The sequence below is a fragment of the Pseudomonas mangrovi genome (assembly GCF_003052585.1).
In the GTDB taxonomy this organism is placed as follows: Bacteria; Pseudomonadota; Gammaproteobacteria; order Pseudomonadales; family Pseudomonadaceae; genus Aquipseudomonas; species Aquipseudomonas mangrovi.
The window spans coordinates 14,015-36,447 of sequence record NZ_QASN01000015.1; the positions used below are offsets into that span (position 1 = coordinate 14,015).

The following is a 22,433-nucleotide window of genomic DNA, read 5'->3' on the forward strand; positions in this document are numbered from 1 at the left end:
TTACTTTCTTGTTGGGCAAGCAACAAGAAAGTGACTCGGCCGAGGGGCCGAAATCCGCCCGTTCAGACCACTGAGAACAGCGGCCAACCCCTGAACTGGGCGCACGCAGACCGTGTGGCCGTTGGCGCCTGAGAGCGGCTCCAGCGAACTTCTGACATTGCCGTAGGGCGACGCTCGATCACCACCTCAGCGTACCGGTCCCGCCCACGGCGGATTACGCCGCATGGCGGCTAGTCCGCCCTACGACCTCACGACTCTCGACATGAGTTTCAGGCGACTCCGAGCCAGGTCCCCTTACAGCAGGCCGGCCTCTGGAGCGGCACCGAGGGGAGGGAAGTCTGGCCGCGTAGCGGACAGACCCGGATGTCGGGGTGCCCTTCTTCTTTGGTTACTTTCTTGTTGGGCAAGCAACAAGAAAGTGACTCGGCCGGGGGGCCGAAACCAACTCGTTCAGCCCACTGAGAAAAGCGGCCAACCCTTGAACTGAGGACAGCGCATTGCGCTGTAGCGTGGTGCCAGACCGTAACCCGGCGTGTCGATCTCACTCCCGGCGGATTACGCCGCGTGGCGGCTAATCCGCCCTACGGCTGCCGCTGCAGGCCCGACATCGCGGCGACAGCAGCCCCACCCCAATCCCGACTATCCCGTTTGGTCTTTCTTGATTGCCATCAAGCGGTTTTGCCGGGGGTGCTTTCCATAATGGCCACGCATAGCCACGAGGATGCATCCATGTCAGAGACCTTCACCAAGGGCATGGCGAGAAACATCTACTTCGGAGGGAGCCTGTTCTTCTTCCTTCTGTTCCTCGCACTGACCTATCACACAGAGCAGACCTTTCCCGAGCGCACCAACGAGTCGGAAATGACCGAGGCGGTAGTGCGCGGCAAATTGGTCTGGGAGCAGAACAACTGCATCGGCTGCCACACCCTGCTTGGCGAGGGCGCCTACTTCGCGCCGGAGCTGGGCAACGTGTTCCAGCGGCGCGGCGGCGAGGCGGCCTTCAAGCCGTTCCTGCAGGCCTGGATGAAGGCGCAGCCACTGGGCGCACCAGGTCGTCGGGCGATGCCCCAATTCAATCTCAGCGAGCAGGAGGTGGACGACATGGCCGAGTTCCTCAAATGGACCTCGAAGATCGACACCAACGACTGGCCGCCAAACAGGGAGGGCTGAGAGATGACTACCTTGAATCCGCATCTGAAATTCGCCTCACAGGCGGTCGCCAAACCCTACTTCGTGTTCGCCATGATCCTGTTCGTCGGCCAGGTGCTGTTCGGCCTGATCATGGGCCTGCAGTACGTGGTCGGTGACTTCCTCTTCCCGCTGATCCCGTTCAACGTCGCGCGGATGGTGCATACCAACCTGCTGATCGTCTGGCTGCTGTTCGGCTTCATGGGCGCGGCCTACTACCTGATCCCCGAGGAAGCCGACCGCGAGCTGCACAGCCCGAAGCTGGCAATCATCCTGTTCTGGGTATTCGCCGCCGCCGGTGTGCTGACCATCCTCGGCTATCTGCTGGTGCCCTACGCCGGGCTGGCCAAGCTGACCGGCAACGAGCTGCTGCCGACCATGGGCCGGGAATTCCTCGAACAGCCGACGATCACCAAGGTCGGCATCGTGGTGGTCTGCCTGGGCTTCCTCTACAACGTCGGCATGACGCTGCTGAAGGGGCGCAAGACGGTCATCAGCACGGTGATGATGACCGGCCTGATCGGCCTGGCGGTGTTCTTCCTGTTCTCCTTCTACAACCCGGAAAACCTCGCCCGCGACAAGTACTACTGGTGGTGGGTGGTGCATCTCTGGGTGGAAGGCGTGTGGGAACTGATCATGGGTTCGATGCTGGCCTTCGTCCTGATCAAGATCACCGGCGTCGACCGCGAGGTCATCGAGAAGTGGCTCTACGTGATCATCGCCATGGCCCTGATCACCGGGATCATCGGTACCGGTCACCACTACTTCTACATCGGTGCGCCGACGATCTGGCTGTGGCTGGGCTCGATCTTCTCGGCCCTGGAACCGCTGCCGTTCTTCGCCATGGTCATGTTCGCCTTCAGCATGGTGAACCGCCGGCGCCGCCAGCACCCGAACAAGGCCGCCTCGCTGTGGGCCATCGGCACCACCGTGACCGCGTTCCTCGGCGCGGGTGTGTGGGGCTTCATGCACACCCTGGCACCGGTGAACTACTACACCCACGGCTCGCAGCTGACCGCCGCGCACGGCCACCTGGCCTTCTACGGCGCCTACGCGATGATCGTGATGACCATGATCAGCTACGCCATGCCGCGACTGCGCGGGTTGGGTGAGGCACCGGACGAGCGCGCCCAGCGCATCGAGATCTGGGGCTTCTGGCTGATGACCCTCTCGATGGTGATGATCACCCTGTTCCTCACCGTCGCCGGTGTGGTCCAGGTCTGGCTGCAGCGCATGCCGGCCGACGGTGCCGCCCTGTCGTTCATGAACACCATGGACCAGCTGGCGCTGTTCTTCTGGTTGCGCCTGATCGCCGGGGTGTTCTTCCTGATCGGTCTGGTCTGCTACCTGCTCAGCTTCCGCCAGCGCGGACGGGCAGTGCTGGCGGCCCCGGCCGCAGCCTGAGGCAACCTGAGGTGAGTGTTGCACGGCCCGGCTGATCCAGCGGGCCGTGCTTTTTTTCGCATGGCGAAGGTGAGGTGACGCATGGGTTTCAGTATCGAACTCGAGGAATGGGTCGGCAGCGTCTGGCACCGTTTCATCACCCGCCACGCCAGCCCCGATTTCCCCGAGGCGCGGGTGGAGCTGCAGACGCTGCAGCGACCGCTGGCGCTTCTGTATCGCGCCCTTGGCGGCGCTGCCGGCGTTTCCCTGGAGGCCGCTAGCGCGCGAGAACTGCTGCTGCGGCGCAATCTGCTGCAGCAGGTGGCCGGCACCTGCCAGCAACTGCCGGTGGCCTGGTGCGACAGCGACAACCTGCGCCTGCCTGCCAGTCTCGCCGTGTACCCGGAAACGGCGCTGAACGCCGAGCTGTATCGCTGGCTGGCGTTGCTCGCCGCCCGTTCCGGCGAGATGCGCCACTGGGCCCGGGACAACCAGCGCTGGACCTGCGAGCTGCTCGACGCCTACCCGGCGCTGCAGCAGCGCTATACGAATCTTGTTGAGGGACACCTGCTGCTGCGCCCCGATCCGGCCCAATTGCCGGGCGCCGAGGGTGAACTGGAAGACGCCCTGCAGCAGGCGCTGCGCACACCGGGCAGCGTCACCAGCTTCCCGCGTAGCGAACGCGCCCCCTGGCCGCTGCCGCTGTGGCTGTACCCGGCGCAGAACCTGGCTGCGCCGCAGGTCGCTGCGCTCGGTGACGAGGACGAGGGCGCGCTGAAAGCACCGGACTCGGCGCAGAAGGTGGTGCGCAAGCGCGCCAGCCGGGTCGAGGAAAACACCGGCAAGGGCGGGCTGCTGCTGTTCCGCCTGGAGAACCTGTTCAGCTGGAGCGAGCACGTCGACCTAGACCGTTGCGGTGACGACAGCGAAGACCTCGACGCGGCGCGGGTCGCCGAGGATCTCGACGAGCTGTCGCTATCGCGCCAGCGTGTACGCAAGGGGGGCGGGCTCAAGCTCGATCTCGACCTGCCGCCGGCGGATAGCGATGACATTCCGTTGGGCGAGGGGATCAAGCTGCCGGAGTGGGACTATCGGCGCCAGGTGTTGCGCGAGGATTACGTCAACCTGCAGCTGATGCTGCCGCGCGGCGCCGAACCGCAGCCGTTGCCACAGCGCCTGGCACCCCTGGCGCGGCGCATTCGCCGCCAGTTCGAGCACCTGCGCAGTGATCGCCAGTGGCAGCGCCAGCAGCCCCAGGGCAGCGAGCTGGACCTGCAGGCCTGGCTCGACTTCCATGTCGAACGCCAGCACGGCCAGTGCGCCGAGCGCGGCCTGTTCATGGAGCAGCGGCAGAACCGTCGCGACCTGGCCTGCCTGTTGCTGGCCGACCTGTCGATGTCCACCGACGCGCACCTGGACGACGAGCACCGGGTGATCGAGGTCATCACCGACAGCCTGCTGCTGTTCGGCGAGGCGCTGTCCGCGGTGGGTGACGACTTCGCCCTCTACGGCTTCTCCTCGCTGCGCCGCCAGCAGGTGCGCCTGCTCGAGCTGAAGAGCTTCCGCCAGCGCTACAGCGACGACACCCGCGGCCGTATCCAGGCGCTCAAGCCCGGCTACTACACCCGCATGGGCGCCGCCATCCGCCAGGCCACCAGGCAACTGGCCGAGCGCAAGCAACGGCGCAAATTGCTGTTGCTGGTGACCGACGGCAAGCCCAACGACCTGGACCTCTACGAAGGCCGCTACGGCGTCGAGGACACCCGCCAGGCGGTGCTGGAAGCGCGCCGCGAAGGGCTGCTGCCGTTCTGCATCACCATCGACCAGGAAGCCGGCGCCTACCTGCCGTACATGTTCGGCGCCAACGGCTACACCCTGATCCGCGAACCGGCGCAGCTGCCGATCCGCCTGCCGCAGCTGTATCGGCAGTTGACGCAGCGTTGAAACACGGCGCCTGGTTGATTGCGCAGAGCTCGCGCCGCTGCGCTGCGTGAGACTGGATGGGGTGGTGTGTCACTCAGAGGGGGCTGGCAGCAGGTCTATCTACAGCCTCAACGTCTGGCTTTGCGGCGTACCGGAGCGCAGCGTAGGTGCGTCCGCCAACAGCCAATGGTCATGTGCTGGTAGCTCGATCTGGCAGCCCCTCGAACGCTGGCACTTTCCCTGAACTCCCATTCCAAGCAGCTTTGTTTGATGAAAATATGTGTGCTGTTGGCGCCATGGAGATTTCAGTGTCCAAACACCCTGCGGGAACGACGAGCAAGCCTGGTATCTGAGTACTTGGCAATGCCGAGCCACACAACTTACAAAAGCTCTTGTTATGACGGGTGCCTGGAAGCGTAAAGGACGTCACAGTGTCTGCACCCGACCGCCAGACCAATTTTGCTGACTGAGAGAATAGATTTGCCGCATGAGCCGACCCCGTATCTTTTTGGCAATGCCGACAATGACACAGGTAAAAGCTATCGAAGTCACCTTTAACCTCAAAGCTCACGGCACCACACAGACAAGAGCCGAGATGAACAGTCATCAGAACCTCTTCCGTGGCCTGTGGATGAAATACACATAACGATAAGCTAAGGGGCGGGCTTTAGCCCCCCAGCGAGCGATTAGAGCGACTTGTTATACGATTCTCAAGGTTGCGCATATAGAGCAATAGACAACACTTGAATTGCTGGGCCTTCTATTTCCATGATCAGTTCTGGAATGCCGAAGCCTTGTTGTAAGCCAAGAAGAATAATAGGGGCAGACCACGGTTTTCAGCGAACCAAAATTAATCGTGGTCTGTCCCCTATTATGGCTAGATCTCCCAGTTCAGGGTTAGGTTGCCGCCGTTGCTGCTGAGGTTGTCGCCGAACTGGCCGGTATAACCGGCGCGAATCGTAACCCCGGGGGCAATGCGATAGCTCGCGCCAAGGTCGACCAACGCCGTATCGCGGCTGATGCTGGCACCCTCCACCGTGAAGGCCGAACTCCCTAAGAAATTAAGAGAGGCCTGAGGGTTCACATCGCTGTAGTTGTGTTGCCAACCCAAACCAGCATCCAGTTGAAACTGGCCATTATTGAGTAATACCTGACTACGCAGGCCCAGCGTGGTGGCAGTCATATCCTCATTTTGGCTGTCACCATGCAGGGCTGCATTACCGCCTTTCTCAGTAAAACTGTCGCTGGCCACCTGGCTCCAACTCAGGCTGGCATAGGGCTCAAGCTGGATGTTTGCCCCCATATTCATGGCATAACCCAGCTCGGCAAATACCTGCTGGCTGGTCGCATCGTAATCTGCACTCAGCGACTGGCGCATACCGGCTGTGTCGATGTCACGCTCGGTGTCGATGGAATGGATACCGTAAATACCACCCAGCGTCATGCGCAAGACGCCTGCATCCAATGGCAGTGTCCGACGACCATAAAGGCCAAAGCTGTAGCTGTCGATGTCAGCATGCGAGCTGCGCCCATCCACGCTCAAGCGATGATCGCCATAACGTAAGGCACCGCCGAGTATCCAGTCGTTGGGCATGGCCAACTCACCGCCCACGGCCACCGAACTACCACGTTGAATCGCTTCAGCACTATTGCCGTTACCCTCATTGCGCCGGGTGGCGCCTTCGGTTTCGATCCACAGCGGCAAGGCAGTCCGTTTGCTCTCATCCAGCTGATTGCCGGAGCGCTGGAGCAGGCTGTGACTGAATTCTTGGCCGTTCTGCAGTACGGCACCGCTAGCGCTGGCATACAACTCGCCAGAAAGCGCATTTAGCGTGCCAGGCACTTCACTGGTCTTCAGGCCGAGGATCACGCTTTGCAAGGCGCCGCCTGTTGGCAGACTGTCCAGTGCGCTCGCGGTAGCAATCTGGTTTTTACTCTGACCAAAGCCAGCCACGGCTAGATCGTTACGCAGCAGAGCAAGATAAACATTATTCAGGTCATAGGTCAGGGTTGGCGTGAGGAAGGCGTAATCCGACGTTGCGCCGGCGAAGGTAGTACCGGCAAAACCGCCAGTGGCGCTGAGAATGGTGTAAGTGGAGAGCGGTCGATAGGTGCCGTTTTCGCCAATATGCTGCACTTGCCCGGCCAAGGTTGCCACACCGTTGACCTGAATCAGATCGCTGCCTGCGCCTGTCGGATCGGTCTCAACTTGATAGATAGAGCCGCCGTTGAAGGCTAGGTCACCATTTACCACCTGGGTGCCAATGGAGTTGCCCGGCGCATACACGCCACCACTGGCCAGGGTCACACTGCCCACAGAGCCGGTGCCTTGCAGGCGCCCACCATTGTTGACCTGCACATCACCCATCAAGCTGCCATTTACCGCGAGCGTACCGTCATTAATCGTGGTGTTGCCGATATAGGTATTAGCCGCGGAAAGCGTCAGCCGGCCTGCACCAGACTTGATAAAGCCGCCCGTGCCACTCATCACCCCGGCATACACACCATCAGCCGTTTGGTCAAAGTTGACCACGGCGTTATTGAGGATATTGCCCTGCAGGGACGTGCTGTTGCCTTGTAACGTGCCAGCAGAAACCGTGGTGCCGCCGCTGTAGGTGTTAGCGCCGGAAAGGTTAAGGGTGCCGGCGCCTTGTTTGGTCACAGTACCGGTGCCACTAATGACACCCGCATAACTTGAATCATCGGAGCGGTTAAAGGTCAGCGTGCTGTTGTTGATGGTGTTGCCTGTACCCAGAGAGCCCGTGGTGCCGCCAGTACCAACTTGTAGGGTGCCGGAGGTGATGGTTGTATTGCCTGAGTATGTATTGTTGCCGGTTAACGTGGTGGTGGCGGAGCCGGACTTTGTGAAAGTACCCGTGCCACTGATATCACCAGAAAAGGTATAGGCATTACTACGGCTTATAACAAAGCCGGCGTTATTGATCACATTACCGGTAAGGGATCCGTCCGTACCAAGCAGGGCTAAAATACCTGCTGATATCGTCGTGCCTCCAGAATAGGAGTTATTGCCAAGCAGAACGACACTACCTGCTCCACTTTTTACCAGCCCCCCGGTGCCACTAATGCTGTCGTGGTAGTTGATAGTAGTACTTGATGAATCTACGCTGAGCTCCAGCGTGGCATTATTGGTGACGTTGCCTATATCAGTTATTGCAAAATTGTTCGCTATCAAGGTGCCTTGAGAAACAACTGTGCCACCCGTGTAGTTATTGTTTGATGCATTCAGCAGCAATGTGCCTGTACCGGTTTTAGTCAGGGTGCCGCTACCGCTAATCTGGCCACTTTGGGTGAGTGTGGTGCCAGCATTCGTATTAAAGGTACCGCCACCTGCGGCCAGGGTGGTGGCGCGGCTGCTTGTAAAGCTGCTGGTAGTTTGTAACGTGCCTCCATCTAATGTGAGTACACCAGTGCCCAAGTTATTGTTTGCGCTGATGCTGATGGTGCCGCCATCGATAGTAGTCCCACCGCTGTAGGTATTAGTGCCGCTCAGGGTCAGGGTGCCAGCCCCTTGCTTGGTTAGCCCGCCAACGCCTTGTAGGCCTACAGAGGTAGTGGCATTGAAGCCATTGGTGTCGATAAATCCGCCACCTGCTTTAAAAATAATATCGCCAGACTCAAAGTTTTCGAATAGGTTGTTTTGGGCGGTGCTTAAACGGAGTATGCCGCCGTCAAAGTTAACGGTTCCTGCACCTTGCCCATAATAGCCTTCAACAATATTTCTCGTGATCAACAGCCCACGACTTCCTGCCACACCCTCTATATTAAGAACCCCTGTATTCAGGGTGTCATTTGTAACATTAACATTAGCGCTAGTAACACTGGCGCCATTACGAACAGTTAAAGTACCAGATGTTGCTTGATCCATCGTGCCCGAGCCACCGATAAAAAGATGGTACGTCTGTATGCTTGCGTTACTCCCATCAACTATCACAGTAGCCCCGTCAAGGGAACCTATTCTAAAGGCATTATCCGCAATCAATGAGCCATTGGTAATATTAAGCGCGCCGAATGTAGAAAATCCAACTGAAATGTTATTTACATCAGCAGAGTAACCATCAGATATTAACGCGGTTCTATTATTGGCTATAAAGGCATAGTCAAAATCAGTAGGTAGTTGAGCTAGATCCCAGTTTCCAGCGACGCTCCATTCTGCGTTATTACTGTTCCAATTTAGAGAGACCGCATTGGCTGAGGGGCTGAGCAATAAGGATCCCAGTGCGGAGATCAATAGACACGCCAATCGCGAACTAGTTTTATTCTTTCCGCGGGCTCTTGCTGTTTCTGGCACAGCAACCCAGGCGCCCAGCGCTGCGTTGAATAGGGAGCAATAGCTACGATTCATGGCAGACCTCTGTGCCCAAAAGATCAAATCATATTAGTAGTATGAGTCTGCGACTATCCGATTTCCGCAATGAGAAAGAGGGGGGCTAGCTAGTCAAGTGGGTGAAAGTCAGGAGGAGAGGGTTGCAGAGGGCGATTCGTCGAATAACGTTCTGTAGTCGATGGCAAAGCGGCCTAGGTGCAAAAAGCCAAAGCGCATAGCCACGGCTGTAACCGTTGTGGTTTTTGGGTCTGCCGTGCGCAAGGTGGCGCGAACCCGATTGAGGCGATATAAGCGAAGATAGGCAATGGGTGACATATCGACATAGGTGCGAAAGGCGTATTGAAGTGTACGTTCGGAAACGCCAATCGCTCTGCAGATGTCGGTGATTGTCGGCACCACATCGACTGCCAGGCTGGCTTCGACGAAAGTGCGGGCCATGCGGCAGGCGTTAAAGCCGCGAGCACGCTCACTGGCTTGTGCTGGAGGCTCATCCGAACTTGGCGCTGTGGCGACCTGCAAAATACTTTCTAACAACAAGTGACGCAGCTGGCTTTCATTCACTGCAGCAGAGGATGTGCTGAGTTTGCTCGTTGTGTTGAGCCATAGGTTTATTGCGTGTTTCAGCGCTGCTTGGTGGGCCGTTTGTAGCTGTTGCAGTTGTTCGGGGGTGCTTTCCCACTTTGCCGGGTTCCGCGTACGTGCTCCATCCAGGAACTCATCCTGATTGAGGCAAACGTACGCGGTTTGTGCGCCGGCGGGTACATAAATGTCGAATTCAGTATGTGCGGGCATAAAGAACACGGTGTCCCTCTCAGCCGCCGCAAAATCGGAAAAACGGAAGTTTGGATCTGGTGTGCAGTACGACAGCGTGCAGAGGTTCGCCGGCATAACCCCTAACTTTTGCACAGCTGCTGTTTGCGACTCGCGGACGATGTGTTGGCTGCCGAGGTCCAAAATTTCCATCTGCGCCAACTGCTGTCCACGCCCGAGCTGGTAGCACTCCATCTCAATCCATGGCTGCAGCGCCGCCTGAATGCTGGCGTCTTCTACCTTGGCTGAAAGCAACAGTTGTCTGGAGTTTGCGATTGAATCCCCGTGCTGCTGATTCAATACCATAAGGTCTACTCTCTGCCAATTTACTGATGAGTTTACAGAATGTGTGAGTGGCTAGGGGCAGTTGTCGGATCTGCCTGTCCCAGACTCTCCTTTCATAGTGTGTTTCGAAGATACTGTTACACACATAGCATTTGGTTTAGCCCCTCCCAGCGAGTGAAACGAACGGTTTGAACCGGTTGTTATGCAGTTGACCACCGATGCCCCAGCGGTAAGCACTCTTCACAAAGCAATTTTCCGTTCAGTAATGCCCCGTCGAAAATTATGATTTGAATGTCATCGTTTAAGTTGAGGCCGGCTGGGTTTGTTGCTCGGTCAATCATGTAATGCCCGCATTTATCGCAATTGCAAATTGAGTATTTTTGCTTATTTAGAAAATGGGTCTCGCCGTACTGGTATTCAAACCCGTATTTTGAAAATAATGCAGTTATCTCTTCTCGCAAGCGCTCAAGTTGTTCGCCTGGAATATCTTTTTCGATATCGCTTGTAGAGTACTCAGCAGTGCAGTTGAACTTTGTTATGGCGAGATTTTTCATGTGCCACTCCTGAGATGCATAATGCTTTTGTTATGGGGAGGCGAAACGTAGCGAGGAGCGAGTGAAGTGTAACCATCCCAGCCCTGAAGGGGCGATCACCAACTCATTGTTATATGAGATGATAACCATCACTTTACTGGTTTAGTTCCAACTGTTGGTGAATACATATCTTTAGCGTGTTTTATATGGCCATAAATCAGAAACGGAACCAGCCCCGCTAGAACAACAATGTAGTGAGCCCAAGTTATCGGCTTAGAAAATTCTAAAAATATCCAGGCCAAGAAAAAGTACCCTATAAATATAACGAAGAATACTTTGGATGAGTCGCTGGAAAATACCCATTCTTCATTCGTAAGTGTGTCTTGAATATTCTTTCCGCACTTTGGACAGAGAAAGCCAATTTTATAGCCTTCCTTGTACCCATCAATCGCCTCGATGGCAGGAAACTCTTCTTTACAGTAGAAGCATTGATAATTCATAAGACCATAACGCTCGCAACACTGGACAATTTGGAGCGAAGCGGAAAATTGTTCCGAGTGCTTGCGCTTGTTATAGGCGAACTGCATCATCACCGCAATTATCTCAATCCAACCAAATAGCGGACATTCAGGCGTTTGCCTCTGTCCAGCTAATATCCATTTCTTCAAGAGCATCTAAGTACTCTTTTTTACTGATAATTCCCACGCATGCTGTTGCGCCTCTATCTTTTATTTCGTCATTGGCTAATTTCTTCGCCAATAAAATTGCTGGCATACAGGGTATGAATGGGCCATCACCACTTCGGGCTGTTAATTCAAATCGTATTGTCTTGTCCTCGCCATTCTTATCTTTCCCTGACAAGTCCATATGAAAAGCGCTGTTCGCACTCCCAAACCAATCGAATAGAAAAGACAACTTTAGAAGAGTTGGTGCTGATGACTCCAAGCTTCTTACCAGTCCGATACGCACCAACCATGACAAAGCCCATAGGCTGACATGAATAAAAGGAAGCTCTAGGCCAGCGTAAAACCGTACTGTTTTAAGTTCTTTATACATCTTTGGAAACAGCTCTAGATCAGGAATGTTACAGTTCCCAAGCAATCTCCATCCCAGTCCAGGATATTTTCTTGATCGCAGTCCTTGCCATCCATAAATATATTTCTCTTCGCCATTAATTAGAGTTTTAAATGGCTTTCCAGTGTAGCTTAATATTGCGGCGGTGGTGGCGACACCACGAGTTGTTTTTTGAGCTGTCGTTATACCGTAATCAAGGCTCTCTAGTGTCTTGAAATCATCTCGGTAGTGATCAATCAAGGCGGATGTGAGGCAAGGCACAGAACTAGCTCCGCTCACAACAAGTCTATCAGCTTTCCTGGCCTTTTGATCAAGGAGGCCAATTTCAGAAACAAACTCTCGTCCATCGGCCAGATCTATGTAATGAGCACCACAATTGATACAGGCTTCCGCGACATAATAACCCTGCGATTGAAATGGCCCTGAAGTATGAATAACAATGTTAGGCCTAAGTGCTTGCAATCGCTCTTCGAGGTTGCTGTGAATATCTATAAATGCAGCTTCTGCATTAATTTCTTGTGCTAGGGCTTCGGCCTTATCCAAAGAGCGTCCAGCAACAATAAGATTTATATTGCTTTGCTTTGCCAAGCTCCGAGAAATAAAGCTTCCAAAATTTCCGTATCCACCAATGATAAGAACACGTTTCAATTTTGCACCTCAAAGCGTCCTTTGTAACTATAGAGTTATTAGGGTCGGAGTGACTTTTTGCAACACCATCCAAGGGGAAAATTTAATTCACTCCGTCCCTTTAACCCCTGTACATTAATGCCATGTCGTAATCACCATCATATGGCGATGCACTGATTGTTGCGCGGAGATTCATGCGGATGCCTTCTAACGCCCGCGGTAAGCCGCGCCGGAGTGCGAAGCACGGAGGGCACCCGCAAGCGGAGCTTGTGGGCGTCGGCTTGACCAACCTGTTAGGCCTGGGGCGCGAAGGCACAATGTTAAGCGTGCCCCTTGGCACCGGATCGCGTTCATTGATCTGCGGTGAAAAGAATGAAACGACCATCTATGGACGCGCTTGCATACAATTCACGCACGCCTTGGAACCAGCCCCATGTGTATTCGAAGTCTTCTTCCGATAGATCAGCGTCGTAATTTTGCGCATTGATGTTGTTGTACAGAGCCCGAAAGGTAGCTGCGTCAATTGCCTCCAATGCCTTTGCAATGTCTCGAACTTGCTCAGGACTTTTGAGACTGACGATGTAGTCGTCTTTGAAGTACAACCGCTTCCCACCAAGTACCGTGTGGTTAAGCGGGTAAGTTCCTCCAGTCCATGTAAGCATCCCGTCTGACAAAGCTCGATGCATTGCATCCCATGATTTGTCGCTTTCAGCAATAAAGGATCTCGGCTCTTCAAAGTACCGCGGCTCGATTTCCTCCACTAAGTACGTGATGCGAGCTTGTTCATCCTCAAATGACTGTAGTGCTTTTGCCTCCTCTTCGGTAAGTGCGAAATGAACACCGAGACAGCTCATGTACTTGCTCCACGTTGGATTTTGAGAGGCCTAACGTTTGGTTAAGGGGCCGGCTTTAGCCGGTCCCGAGTGAGCGAAGCGAACGACTTGAACCAGTAGTTAGGTTTCACGAATACCTCGGTGGTAGCTCGCCGCCAGACTTGATAGCCTCAAAAACTGCATTAGGGTTTGACTGACACCAGTAGCGGAAAAACAGAGTTCCTTTTGAGCTATTCCAGATTTGGCCCGCAGTAATATTTTGCTCTGTGATTAGTTTTGGCTCTACCCACTGTTGCGCAACGACACCGACACAGCCTTTTCCGTAGCCTTGGGTATCTATTAGCCAAGTTGCATTTCCGCCTGCAATACTGGCTAGAGAGCAGGCTTTTTGAGCTAAATTTAGGACTTCGGTCAAGGCTGTTTCAGCCGGAACTGAGAGAGCCGCCATATGTGACTGGCAGTCGTCACCTGCGCAGACACTATCACGGTCAACTTTTAGTTCGATTAGCGGCTCGGTCATTTATAGTGGGACCTAACGTTTGGTTAAGGGGCGGGCTTTAGCCCGTCCCAGTGAGCGAAGCGAACGGTTTGAACCAGTTGTTATGCATTGGTGAAGTCGAAATATAAGATGTTTGACCAATTCCCCAGCCCCAATGAGTAAATGGACTGCATTGGGTCATATTCTTGTTTTGGAAGTTCTGGGGTGCGACCCAGTAACCTTGCAAAGAAGCTAACTGGCTTAGGTGGCTCTGCTGGGGGCGGTAATAGAGATTGCAGCGCCAGATCTATTTCAGGCTGAAGATCTTTTATCTGCGCTAGAAGCGTTAGATTTTGTTCTTGAAGCGGAGAGTCTCCCATGTCAAAAATTTCTCCGCACTCTAAGACAAAGTATTCGCTTTTATTCTCGGGCCTGTTCAGAAACTCAAGTGCTTCAGCAATTAATGGCTGGGCGGGCGTGACCGTTATTTTTGACAGGAAAGTTTCAAGATTTTTGACACCGGAAGCGTAGTTACCTACCAGCGCTATTTCTTCTTGATTTTCCCAAACTGAAGATGGGCATGTCTTCGGATTGGATGAAAGGAGAAGCTTAAAAACGATTGGTATGTAGTAGTTCCACTCCGAGATACCAATCAATTTCCGGCCATTGTCTTTAGCATTTGGGCCTGGGATAACGTTGGTTGAATAGAGGTAGCTACGGTTGGCCACGGTCATTACTCCGATGCATAACGCCAAGCTCACCGGAACATTTTACGGAGAGCATTTTTGTGAAAAAATGAAGCAACGCGGAATGCACAAAAACGAGCGCAGTAAAATGTTTCCGAGTGCAGCTTTTTGTTATGCGTCAATGAACTCTATCAATGGTTGGGATTCTGTGAGTACATTAATGCAATTATTTGTTGTAGCTACAAACCATTCAGTTATTTCGACGGCTTTACTTACGCTTAATATTCCTGGCTCGACAGCCTCCCCATTGGACCATCCACCAGATAGTATTTTGAAGACATGGTGAGGAGTGCTAAATGCTTTTGATTCCCAATAATGAATAAGATCGCCTTCATCCAGATATCGAAAACCTCTAGCATATTCAAAATACACCCTTAAGTCTCTGCGGTTTCCACTCTCATCTTTTGTGTCGATTAAAATGGTAAGGCCTTCTTTCGAATCGCTCACACTATAGATATCACTTTCGTGACGTTCATTTGTGTGTTTTGGGCCAATCGCTTCTACTTCCATGCTTGATACCTACAGTGCATAACGCCGCCAGCACAGGCCGGAGCACGCAGTGCGGAGGTCCAGCCCCGAAGGGGCGATTGTGCCTGGCCTTGTTATGTTTTGGTCCTTGCTCATATGACCTCAAGTGTGCCATCGCTACGAGTAATATTGATGCTCTCGTATTGCGATACCTCTGTGTGTATGTAGAGAGCTATACCACCAGTTAACGTAATTTTTAGCACCAGTTCATTTTCATTGCTGATGCTAGTTACCTCTTTCTTAGGTACATAGATAAGGTCTTTTGTGCTTACCCACTCACCATCAAACCAGAGCGATTTAATTCCATTTACCTCACCTTCTAGTTTATGTAGAGATTGGATCACTACACCTTTCTCGAAGGCAATTTGAGCATCATAGGGGCCAACCGACACAAGATTTACTTCTTGGCCAATTAACTCCTTTAAATGTGATTCATTCGGTAATTCGTACATATCTCAAGAAACATAACAGTGATTAGACCGCGTGCAGTGTTAATGCATAACGGTCGCGTCTATATAACTCCGGGTTTTTCCGGAGATCCATTTTTGAAAAAACCTTTCAAAACAATCACTCAGACGCAGCGATGAACGGCCGTTTGGATTCGCTTGACGTCTGCTTTTTGTGAATCTATTACTACTGTACATCCATACAGCAAGGCAAAACACATGGACAGTGTAGTCAACCGCCCGCGTCTGCAGGAGCAGTTCCGCTCGGTGATGCGGGCTCATCATTACAGTGTGCGAACCGAAAAGAGTTACTGGTACTGGATTCGCTTCTACCTGCGCTTTCATCAAATGCGCCATCCCCTGGAACTGGGCACGACGGACGTGAATCGCTTTCTGAGCTGGCTGGCCACTGAACGGCAGGTGGCCGCGGCGACCCAAAGCCTGGCGCTCAACGCTTTGGTGTTTCTCTATGCCAGGGTACTGGAGAAGCCATTGGGCGAGCTGGGTGAGGTGATCAGGGTGCGACGGCCGCCACGCTTGCCGGTGGTGCTCACGCATGAAGAAGCACTCGGAGTCATTCAGCGCTTGCGGCCACCGCACGATCTGCTGACCTCCTTGATGTACGGAGCGGGCTTGCGCGTGGTGGAAGCGACACGTCTGCGCATCAAGGACATCGACTTCAACCAGCAACTGATCGTGGTGCGCAATGGCAAGGGAGGGAAGGACCGTACTACCCTGCTGCCGCCGAGCCTGGCCGTTCCGTTGGCTGAGCGCATCGAGTTGATCCGTCGACGCTGGAAGGGGCGGGAAGATTTCTTTCAGACGCCGGTTTCCTTGCCCTTTGCGCTGCGCCGCAAGTATCCCGATGCCGGCAACAGCCTGGCCTGGCAGTGGCTGTTCCCCACGGCGGGGGGTCTGTCTGGACGAGGATGGTCATACGGTGCGCCACCATGTCCATGTCACCTCGATCCAGCGAGCGGTCCAGCAGGCGGTGCGCGCTTGCGGCCTGGGCAAGCCGGCCAGCTGCCACAGCTTTCGGCACACCTTCGCCACCGAGCTGCTGCGCCGTGGCAGCGATATCCGCACGGTGCAGACCCTGCTCGGGCACGCCGACGTGCGCACTACACAGATCTACACCCATGTGCTGGGCCAGGCGTTCGCGGGGGTGCGCAGTCCGCTGGGCTAGCGGAATGGCTGGGGGGAGATGGGGAAGTCGGCTGGTCACGGCTGTCCTTGCCGGCGGCGAATGTCGTCCTGGGAGGGTGGAGGTTAAGCCGTCGCAAGGCCGCGCGACAAGGCACAAAAAAGCCGGGCGCAAGGCCCGGCTTCTTCGTTGCTGGCAGGGCTGATCAGGCCACTTCCAGATCCTTGGCGTAGGCCTTGAGCGCGGTGTCTTCGTCACCGAACTCGTGGCCGATCATCACCAGGGCCTTGGCGTAGTGCGCGCCGTTGTATTCCCAGGTCATGCCGATCCCGCCGTGCAGCTGGATCGCCTGCTCGGCGACGAAGCGCGCGCCGCGGGTGACGATGTACTTGGCGGCGGTGAGCACGCGGGTGCGTTCGGCGTTGTCCTCGGCGTCGGCGTGGCAGGCGGCGAGCATGGCCATGGAGGTGGCCTGTTCCAGCTCGGTCTGCATGTCGACCATGCGGTGCTGCAGGACCTGGAACTTGCCGATGGGCACGCCGAACTGCTTGCGGGTCTTCAGGTAATCCAGGGTCAGGTTGCACAGCTCCTGCATGTAGCCGACCGCCAGCGCAGCCTGGGCGGCGATGGCGCGACCCTGCTGGTAGCGCAGGGCGGCAAAGGCTTCGCCCTCTTCGCCGAGCAGGTCGTCGAGCGCGACCTGGACGTTGTCCAGCAGCAGCTCGCAGGCCTTGCGCCCGTCGATGGTCGGGAACACCCGGCGCTTGACGCCGGCCGCGCTCGGATCGACCAGGAACAGGCTGATGCCGGCCTCGTCGCACTGGCCGCCCGAGGTACGCGCCGAGACGATGATCTTGCCGGCGCTGTGGCCGCCGATCACCACCGCCTTGCGGCCGTTGAGCAGGTAGCCGCCGTTGGCGGCCTTGGCCGTGGTGCTGACGTCGGCGAGGTTATACAGGCTGGTCGGCTCTTCCAGAGCCACGGCCAGCTGCAGGCTGCCGGCGGCGACTTCGGCCAGGACGTTTTCCTTCTGCGCGTCGCTGCCCAGCTGGGCGAGCAGGCCGCCCCCGTGGATCACCGATTGCAGGTAGGGCTCCAGGGTCAGGCCGCGGCCCAGCTCGGTCATGATCAGCATGGTTTCCACGCCGCCACCGCCGAAGCCGCCCAGTTCCTCGGAGAAGGGCACGGCGGTCAGGCCGAGCTCGCCAAGCTGGTTCCAGAAATCCTGGGAGAAGCCCAGTTCCGACTTGCTGTATTGCTCACGCTTCTCGAACGGATAGGCGTCACGAACCTGGCGGGCCGCGGTGTCCTGCAGCATCTGCTGCTCTTCGCTGAGTTTGAAATCCATGGTTCGACTCCTTACAGCTCAAGAATCATCTTGGCGACGATGTTTTTCTGAATTTCATTGGAACCGCCGAAGATCGACAGTTTGCGCATGTTGAAGTAGATCGGCGCGACGCCCGGAGTAGCGTCCTCGTGCAGCTTGTCGCCGTCGTAGTCCAGCTCCAGTTCCTCTTCCAGGAACGGCAGTGCGTAGGGGCCGATGATCTTGCGGCGCAGGTTGGTGATCGCCTGGCGGATCTCGGTGCCCTTGACCTTGAGGATCGAGGACTCGGCGCCCGGCACGCCGCCTTCCTTGGCCGCGGCCAGGATGCGCAAGGTGCTCATTTCGATGGCCATCAGCTGCATCTCGACTTCGGCGATCTGCAGGCGCAGCAGCGGGTCGTCGAGCAGCGGCTTGCCGCCGGACTGCAGGCGCGTCGCGGCACGCTTGAGGCCCGCCAGCGCGGCCTTGGAGGCGCCGATACCGGCCAGGCCGGTGCGCTCGTGGGTCAGCAGGTACTTGGCGCAGGTCCAGCCCTTGTTCTCTTCACCGACCAGGTTCTCGACCGGGACCTTGACGTCCTGGAAGAAGACTTCGTTGACCTCGTGGTCGCCGTCGAGGGTGATGATCGGGCGCACGGTGATGCCCGGGGTCTTCATGTCGATCAGCAGGAAGCTGATGCCGCGCTGCTGCTGGGCTTCCGGGTCGGTGCGGACCAGGCAGAAGATCCAGTCGGCGTGCTGGCCCAGGGTGGTCCAGGTCTTCTGGCCGTTGACGATGTAGTGATCGCCATCACGCACGGCGCGGGTCTTCAGCGAAGCCAGGTCGGAACCGGCGCCCGGCTCGGAATAACCCTGGCACCACCAGTCGGTTCCGTCGAGGATGCGCGGCAGGTAGTGGGCCTTCTGCGCCTCGGTACCGAACTTGATGATCACCGGGGCGACCATGTTCACGCCGAACGGAATCGAGCGCGGCGCGCCGAAGGCGGCGCATTCCTCGTCGAAGATGTGCTTTTCGACCGGGCCCCAGGTGGTGCCGCCGAATTCGACCGGCCAGCCCGGCGCGTACCAGCCGCGCTTGCTGAGGATTTTCTGCCAGCGCTGGTGATCTTCCTTGGAAAGATGCTTGCCCAGTTTGACCTTCTGCGCGATGTCGGTCGGCAGTTCGGCGCTCAGGAAGGCGCGCACTTCGTCACGGAAGGCGAGCTCTTCGGCGGTGTAGTTGACGTTCATAGGTTCCTCGTCCCGATCAGGCGATATCGAAGAGTGCCCCGTGGGGCGTTGCCGACCGCCGGCATGCCGGCGGTCGTGGTCTGGTTTGCGTTACTGGCCGTTCCAGTCACTGAACGTGCGGCCTTCGCTGGCGAGCTTCACCAGCAGCGGCGCCGGCTTCCACCAGGCGCCATGCTCGGCATGGAATTCCTGGATCCGCGCCAGCACCTTGTCCAGGCCGATCTGCTCGGCATAGAACATCGGGCCGCCGCGGTAGGCGGGGAAGCCGTAGCCGTTGAGGTAGATCACATCGATGTCGCTGGCGCGCTGGGCGATGCCTTCCTCGAGGATCTTCGCGCCTTCGTTGATCAGCGCGTAGATCGTCCGCTCGATGATGTACTCGGCGCTCAGCTGGCGGCGCTCGATGCCCTGCTCCCTGGAGGCGGCTTCGAGCAGCGGCTGCAGATCCGGGTTCGGCTGCGGGTTGCGGTTGCCGGCTTCGTAGACGAAGAAGCCCTTGCCGGTCTTCTGTCCCAGCCAGCCGGCTTCGCAGAGCTTGTCGAGCAGCACCGGCAGCTTGTATTCGGCCGGCAGCTCCTGGCGCTGGCGCTTGCGGATCGACCAGCCGATGTCGAGGCCGGAGAGATCGCGCATCGCGGTCGGGCCCATGGCCATGCCGAAGTCCTTGAGCGCGCCGTCGACCTGTTCGGGCGTGGCGCCCTCTTCCAGCAGGAATTCCGACTCGCGGCCGTACTGGAAGACCATGCGGTTGCCGACGAAGCCGTCGCAGACGCCGACCACCACCGAGACCTTCTTCAGTTTCTTGCCGATCGCCAGCGCGGTGGCCAGCACCTCGTCGGAAGTCTTCTCGGCGCGCACCACTTCCAGCAGGCGCATGACGTTGGCCGGGCTGAAGAAGTGCAGGCCGACCACATCCTGCGGACGCTTGGTGAAGCCGGCGATGACGTTCAGGTCCAGCGAGCTGGTGTTGGAGGCGAGGATGGCGCCCGGCTTGCACACGGCGTCCAGTTGTTCGAAGACCTTCTGCTTGACGCCCATGTCTTCGAACACGGCTTCGATGACCAGGTCGACATCGGCCAGATCGGCGTAGTCGGTGACGCCTGTGACCAACGCCATGCGCTTGTCCATGGCGTCCTGGGTCAGGCTGCCGCGCTTGACGCTGGCGGCGTAGGTCCCCGAAGCGCGCTCCATGGCCTTGTCGCGCGCTTCGCTGGAGATTTCCAGGATGCGCACCGGGATGCCGGCGTTGGCGAAGGACAGGGCGATGCCGACGCCCATGGTGCCGCCGCCGATGACGGCGACCTTGTCGAAGGCGCGGGTCGGGGTCTTCGGGTCCAGGCCTTCGACCTTGGCCGCCTGACGCTCCGAGAAGAAGCTGTAGACCAGCGCGGCGCGCTGCGGGGAACTCAGGCACTCGGTGAACAGTTCGCGCTCGCGCTTCAGGCCTTCGCTCAGCGGCAGGCTGAAGGAGGCTTCCACGGCGGCGATGCAGCGCAGCGGCGAGAACAGCCCGCGCATGCGCTTGGCCACCTCGGCGTGCTTGGCGGCGACCAGGGCGGCGTTGTCGACGCCTTCCAGGGCGGCGCTCTGCTCGCCGGTACGACGCGCGCCACGGCCTTCGGCGATCAGCTTCTGTGCGTAGGCAATGCCGGCTTCACGCAGGTCGCCTTCGAAGAGTTCGTCGACGATGTTGAACTGCAGTGCTTCGGCGGCCTTGATCGGTGCGCCGGAAACGATCATGTCCAGCGCCTTGGCCACCCCGGCCACGCGCGGCAGGCGCTGGGTACCACCAGCGCCCGGCAGCAGGCCGAGCTTCACTTCCGGCAGGCCGACCTGGGAATCCTTGCGCGCGATGCGGTAATGGCAGCCCAGCGCGACCTCCAGGCCACCGCCCAGGGCGGTGCCGTGGATCACCGCCACCGACGGCTTGCTGCAGGCCTCGAGACCTTCGATCACCTCCGGCAGCGACGGCGCCATCGGCGGCTTGCCGAACTCCTTGATGTCCGCGCCGGCAATGAAGGTGTTGCCCTCGCAGACCAGCACCACGGCCTGCACGGCGGCATCCGCCTCGGCGGCGGCGAAGGACTTCTGCAGGCCTTCGCGAACGGCCTGGCCCAGGGCGTTGACCGGTGGGTTGTTGACGGTGATGACGGCGATCGGGCCGCGGCGTTCGAGGCTTACCACTTCAGACATGGACACTCTCCGAGGGTGAATACGCGAGCCCGGATGGTTGAAAAAACACACATCCTTGGCACGACTTTATCGAGCCAAAGTAAAATATTGTTTCGCAGAGCAGAATACAAGCGTCACTTTTAATAAAGATGTTGCGCGGGTGCCCATAAAGCTAGACCAGTTGCCGGCGCTGTCGAACCCGTGGGCGCCACGCACGTCCAAGGCATCTGCGAGAATGCCCACCGCCATTGCACAGGGGATGAAAAATGACCGGCGCGAGCAGCAACAAAGTCGAACGAGTGGAGATGGGCGAGCTGACCTGCTGGCGGGTGCATGGCGCGCAGGGCGAGCTGCTGATCACCCAGCAGGGTGCGCAGATCCTCGAGTACCGCGAACACGGCCAGCAGCCGCTGATCTGGCTCAGCGAACAGGCCGCCCTGAAGGCGGGCCAGTCAGTGCGCGGCGGCGTGCCGGTGTGCTGGCCCTGGTTCGGCGACCTGGCGCGCAACCCGCAGAGCGTGCAGGCGATGCATGACGGCAGTGTGCCGGCGTCCGCGCACGGGCTGGTGCGTGGCATCGACTGGCAGCTGGGTGACATCCGCGAAGGCGACGGCGAAATCGTCCTCAGCCTGAGCTGCCCGACAGACGATCTGCCCGGCTGGCCGCTGGCCCCCGAACTGACATTCGAAATACGTTTGGGCGAGCACTTGAGGCTCGAGCTGATCAACCACAACCGCAGCGACCGGCCGCAGGCCTTGAGCCAGGCGCTGCATACCTACTTCGCCATCGGCGACATCCACCAGGTACGGGTCGAGGGCCTGGATGGCTGCCGTTACCTGGAAGCCCTGGAAAACTGGCAGGAGCGCCGCCAGCAGGGGGATGTCAGCTTCAGCGGCGAGACCGACCGCGTCTACCTGGACGTGCCGGGCAAACTGCACATTGAGGACCCGGCCTGGCAGCGACGCATCCATATCCACGCCAGCGGATCGAGTTCCGCGGTGGTCTGGAACCCCTGGATCGACAAGTCCCAGCGCCTGTCGCAGTTCGCCGACGACGCCTGGCAGCGCATGCTCTGCATCGAAACCGCCAAGGTCGCCGATGACGTCCTGCAGCTGGCGCCGGGTGAAAGCCACCGCCTGCAGGTGGAATACTGGAGCGAGCCGCTGCACGGCTGACGCCCGGGCCCTGAACGGGCACGCAGCTCGTGCACGTCAATGGCGCGCAGATTCGCGTGTAGGTTGGTGCGTAGGGTTGGCGCGTAGGTTGGCGCCGAGCCCTGCGAGGCCCAACAAACCCGATTTCCGCACCCTTCACCGCCACAAAAAAAGCGCCGCCCCCTCACGGGAGCGGCGCTGCTGTTCC

The 22,433-nt window shown here is 57.5% G+C and carries 19 protein-coding genes and 1 pseudogene; 6 read left to right on the forward strand and 14 right to left on the reverse strand.

Annotated features, from left to right (window positions below; translation table 11 throughout):
* Positions 1-729 precede the first annotated feature (729 nt).
* The 3 genes from DBO85_RS08470 (at position 730) to DBO85_RS08480 (ending at position 4,515) form a co-directional block, all read left to right on the forward strand.
* Positions 730-1,170 carry a c-type cytochrome gene (locus DBO85_RS08470; RefSeq protein ID WP_108106834.1) on the forward strand — a complete coding sequence of 147 codons (441 nt, stop codon included), beginning with the start codon at positions 730-732 and terminating at the stop codon, positions 1,168-1,170.
* A 3-nt stretch (positions 1,171-1,173) separates the two neighbouring features.
* Positions 1,174-2,592, forward strand: a complete 1,419-nt coding sequence (locus tag DBO85_RS08475; protein WP_108106835.1) for a cbb3-type cytochrome c oxidase subunit I — start codon at positions 1,174-1,176, stop codon at positions 2,590-2,592.
* An 81-nt stretch (positions 2,593-2,673) separates the two neighbouring features.
* On the forward strand, positions 2,674-4,515 hold the full coding sequence (locus DBO85_RS08480) for a nitric oxide reductase activation protein NorD (protein WP_108106836.1): 1,842 nt from the start codon (positions 2,674-2,676) through the stop codon (positions 4,513-4,515).
* 169 nt (positions 4,516-4,684) lie between these two features.
* Here the strand turns inward: DBO85_RS08480 and DBO85_RS08485 are convergent, their stop codons facing one another.
* From DBO85_RS08485 to DBO85_RS19110, 11 genes are all read right to left on the reverse strand, one after another.
* Positions 4,685-5,101, reverse strand: coding sequence for a GFA family protein (locus DBO85_RS08485; protein WP_108106837.1), 417 nt, complete (start codon positions 5,099-5,101; stop codon positions 4,685-4,687).
* A 270-nt stretch (positions 5,102-5,371) separates the two neighbouring features.
* Positions 5,372-8,857, reverse strand: a complete 3,486-nt coding sequence (locus DBO85_RS08490; RefSeq protein WP_108106838.1) for an autotransporter domain-containing protein — start codon at positions 8,855-8,857, stop codon at positions 5,372-5,374.
* A gap of 108 nt (positions 8,858-8,965) precedes the next feature.
* Positions 8,966-9,955, reverse strand: coding sequence for a helix-turn-helix domain-containing protein (locus DBO85_RS08495; RefSeq protein WP_108106839.1), 990 nt, complete (start codon positions 9,953-9,955; stop codon positions 8,966-8,968).
* Between the two features lie 179 nt (positions 9,956-10,134).
* Positions 10,135-10,488, reverse strand: coding sequence for a hypothetical protein (locus DBO85_RS19090; protein ID WP_146168187.1), 354 nt, complete (start codon positions 10,486-10,488; stop codon positions 10,135-10,137).
* Positions 10,489-10,616: 128 nt separating this feature from the next.
* Positions 10,617-11,141: a hypothetical protein gene (locus tag DBO85_RS19095; protein ID WP_146168188.1), complete on the reverse strand. Its 525-nt coding sequence runs from the start codon at positions 11,139-11,141 to the stop codon at positions 10,617-10,619.
* Entirely contained in the window at positions 11,095-12,189 is a 1,095-nt protein-coding gene (locus tag DBO85_RS08500) for a saccharopine dehydrogenase family protein (protein ID WP_108106840.1), read from the reverse strand. Before DBO85_RS08500 ends, DBO85_RS19095 begins: the two co-directional genes overlap by 47 nt.
* 329 nt (positions 12,190-12,518) lie before the next feature.
* Positions 12,519-13,022, reverse strand: coding sequence for a YfbM family protein (locus DBO85_RS08505; protein ID WP_108106841.1), 504 nt, complete (start codon positions 13,020-13,022; stop codon positions 12,519-12,521).
* 106 nt (positions 13,023-13,128) lie between these two features.
* The gene (locus tag DBO85_RS19100) at positions 13,129-13,521 is read right to left on the reverse strand and encodes a hypothetical protein (RefSeq protein ID WP_146168189.1); all 393 of its coding nucleotides are present in this window, start codon (positions 13,519-13,521) and stop codon (positions 13,129-13,131) included.
* 80 nt (positions 13,522-13,601) lie between these two features.
* Entirely contained in the window at positions 13,602-14,213 is a 612-nt protein-coding gene (locus tag DBO85_RS08510) for a DUF7822 domain-containing protein (RefSeq protein WP_233356579.1), read from the reverse strand.
* A gap of 123 nt (positions 14,214-14,336) precedes the next feature.
* Positions 14,337-14,735: a hypothetical protein gene (locus DBO85_RS19105; RefSeq protein WP_146168190.1), complete on the reverse strand. Its 399-nt coding sequence runs from the start codon at positions 14,733-14,735 to the stop codon at positions 14,337-14,339.
* A 110-nt stretch (positions 14,736-14,845) separates the two neighbouring features.
* Positions 14,846-15,205: a hypothetical protein gene (locus DBO85_RS19110; protein ID WP_146168191.1), complete on the reverse strand. Its 360-nt coding sequence runs from the start codon at positions 15,203-15,205 to the stop codon at positions 14,846-14,848.
* 264 nt (positions 15,206-15,469) lie between these two features.
* On the opposite strand from DBO85_RS19110, the pseudogene DBO85_RS19675 reads away from it, so the two are divergent.
* Both DBO85_RS19675 and DBO85_RS19680 read left to right on the forward strand, forming a co-directional pair.
* Positions 15,470-15,898 (forward strand): annotated as a pseudogene (locus tag DBO85_RS19675) (phage integrase N-terminal SAM-like domain-containing protein); the annotation flags it as partial.
* A gap of 241 nt (positions 15,899-16,139) precedes the next feature.
* Positions 16,140-16,385 carry a tyrosine-type recombinase/integrase gene (locus tag DBO85_RS19680; RefSeq protein ID WP_407681456.1) on the forward strand — a complete coding sequence of 82 codons (246 nt, stop codon included), beginning with the start codon at positions 16,140-16,142 and terminating at the stop codon, positions 16,383-16,385.
* Between the two features lie 163 nt (positions 16,386-16,548).
* Here the strand turns inward: DBO85_RS19680 and DBO85_RS08525 are convergent, their stop codons facing one another.
* From DBO85_RS08525 to DBO85_RS08535, 3 genes are all read right to left on the reverse strand, one after another.
* On the reverse strand, positions 16,549-17,691 hold the full coding sequence (locus tag DBO85_RS08525; protein WP_108106843.1) for an acyl-CoA dehydrogenase family protein: 1,143 nt from the start codon (positions 17,689-17,691) through the stop codon (positions 16,549-16,551).
* Positions 17,692-17,702: 11 nt separating this feature from the next.
* Positions 17,703-18,899, reverse strand: coding sequence for an acyl-CoA dehydrogenase family protein (locus DBO85_RS08530; protein ID WP_108106844.1), 1,197 nt, complete (start codon positions 18,897-18,899; stop codon positions 17,703-17,705).
* A 90-nt stretch (positions 18,900-18,989) separates the two neighbouring features.
* A complete protein-coding gene (locus tag DBO85_RS08535; protein WP_108106845.1) occupies positions 18,990-21,092 on the reverse strand; it encodes a 3-hydroxyacyl-CoA dehydrogenase NAD-binding domain-containing protein in 2,103 nt (700 codons plus the stop codon).
* A 245-nt stretch (positions 21,093-21,337) separates the two neighbouring features.
* Here DBO85_RS08535 and DBO85_RS08540 point away from each other — a divergent pair, with 245 nt between their 5' ends.
* Positions 21,338-22,246 (forward strand): D-hexose-6-phosphate mutarotase, encoded by a 909-nt coding sequence (locus DBO85_RS08540; RefSeq protein WP_108106846.1) that lies wholly within the window; start codon positions 21,338-21,340, stop codon positions 22,244-22,246.
* The last annotated feature ends 187 nt before the right edge of the window (positions 22,247-22,433 follow it).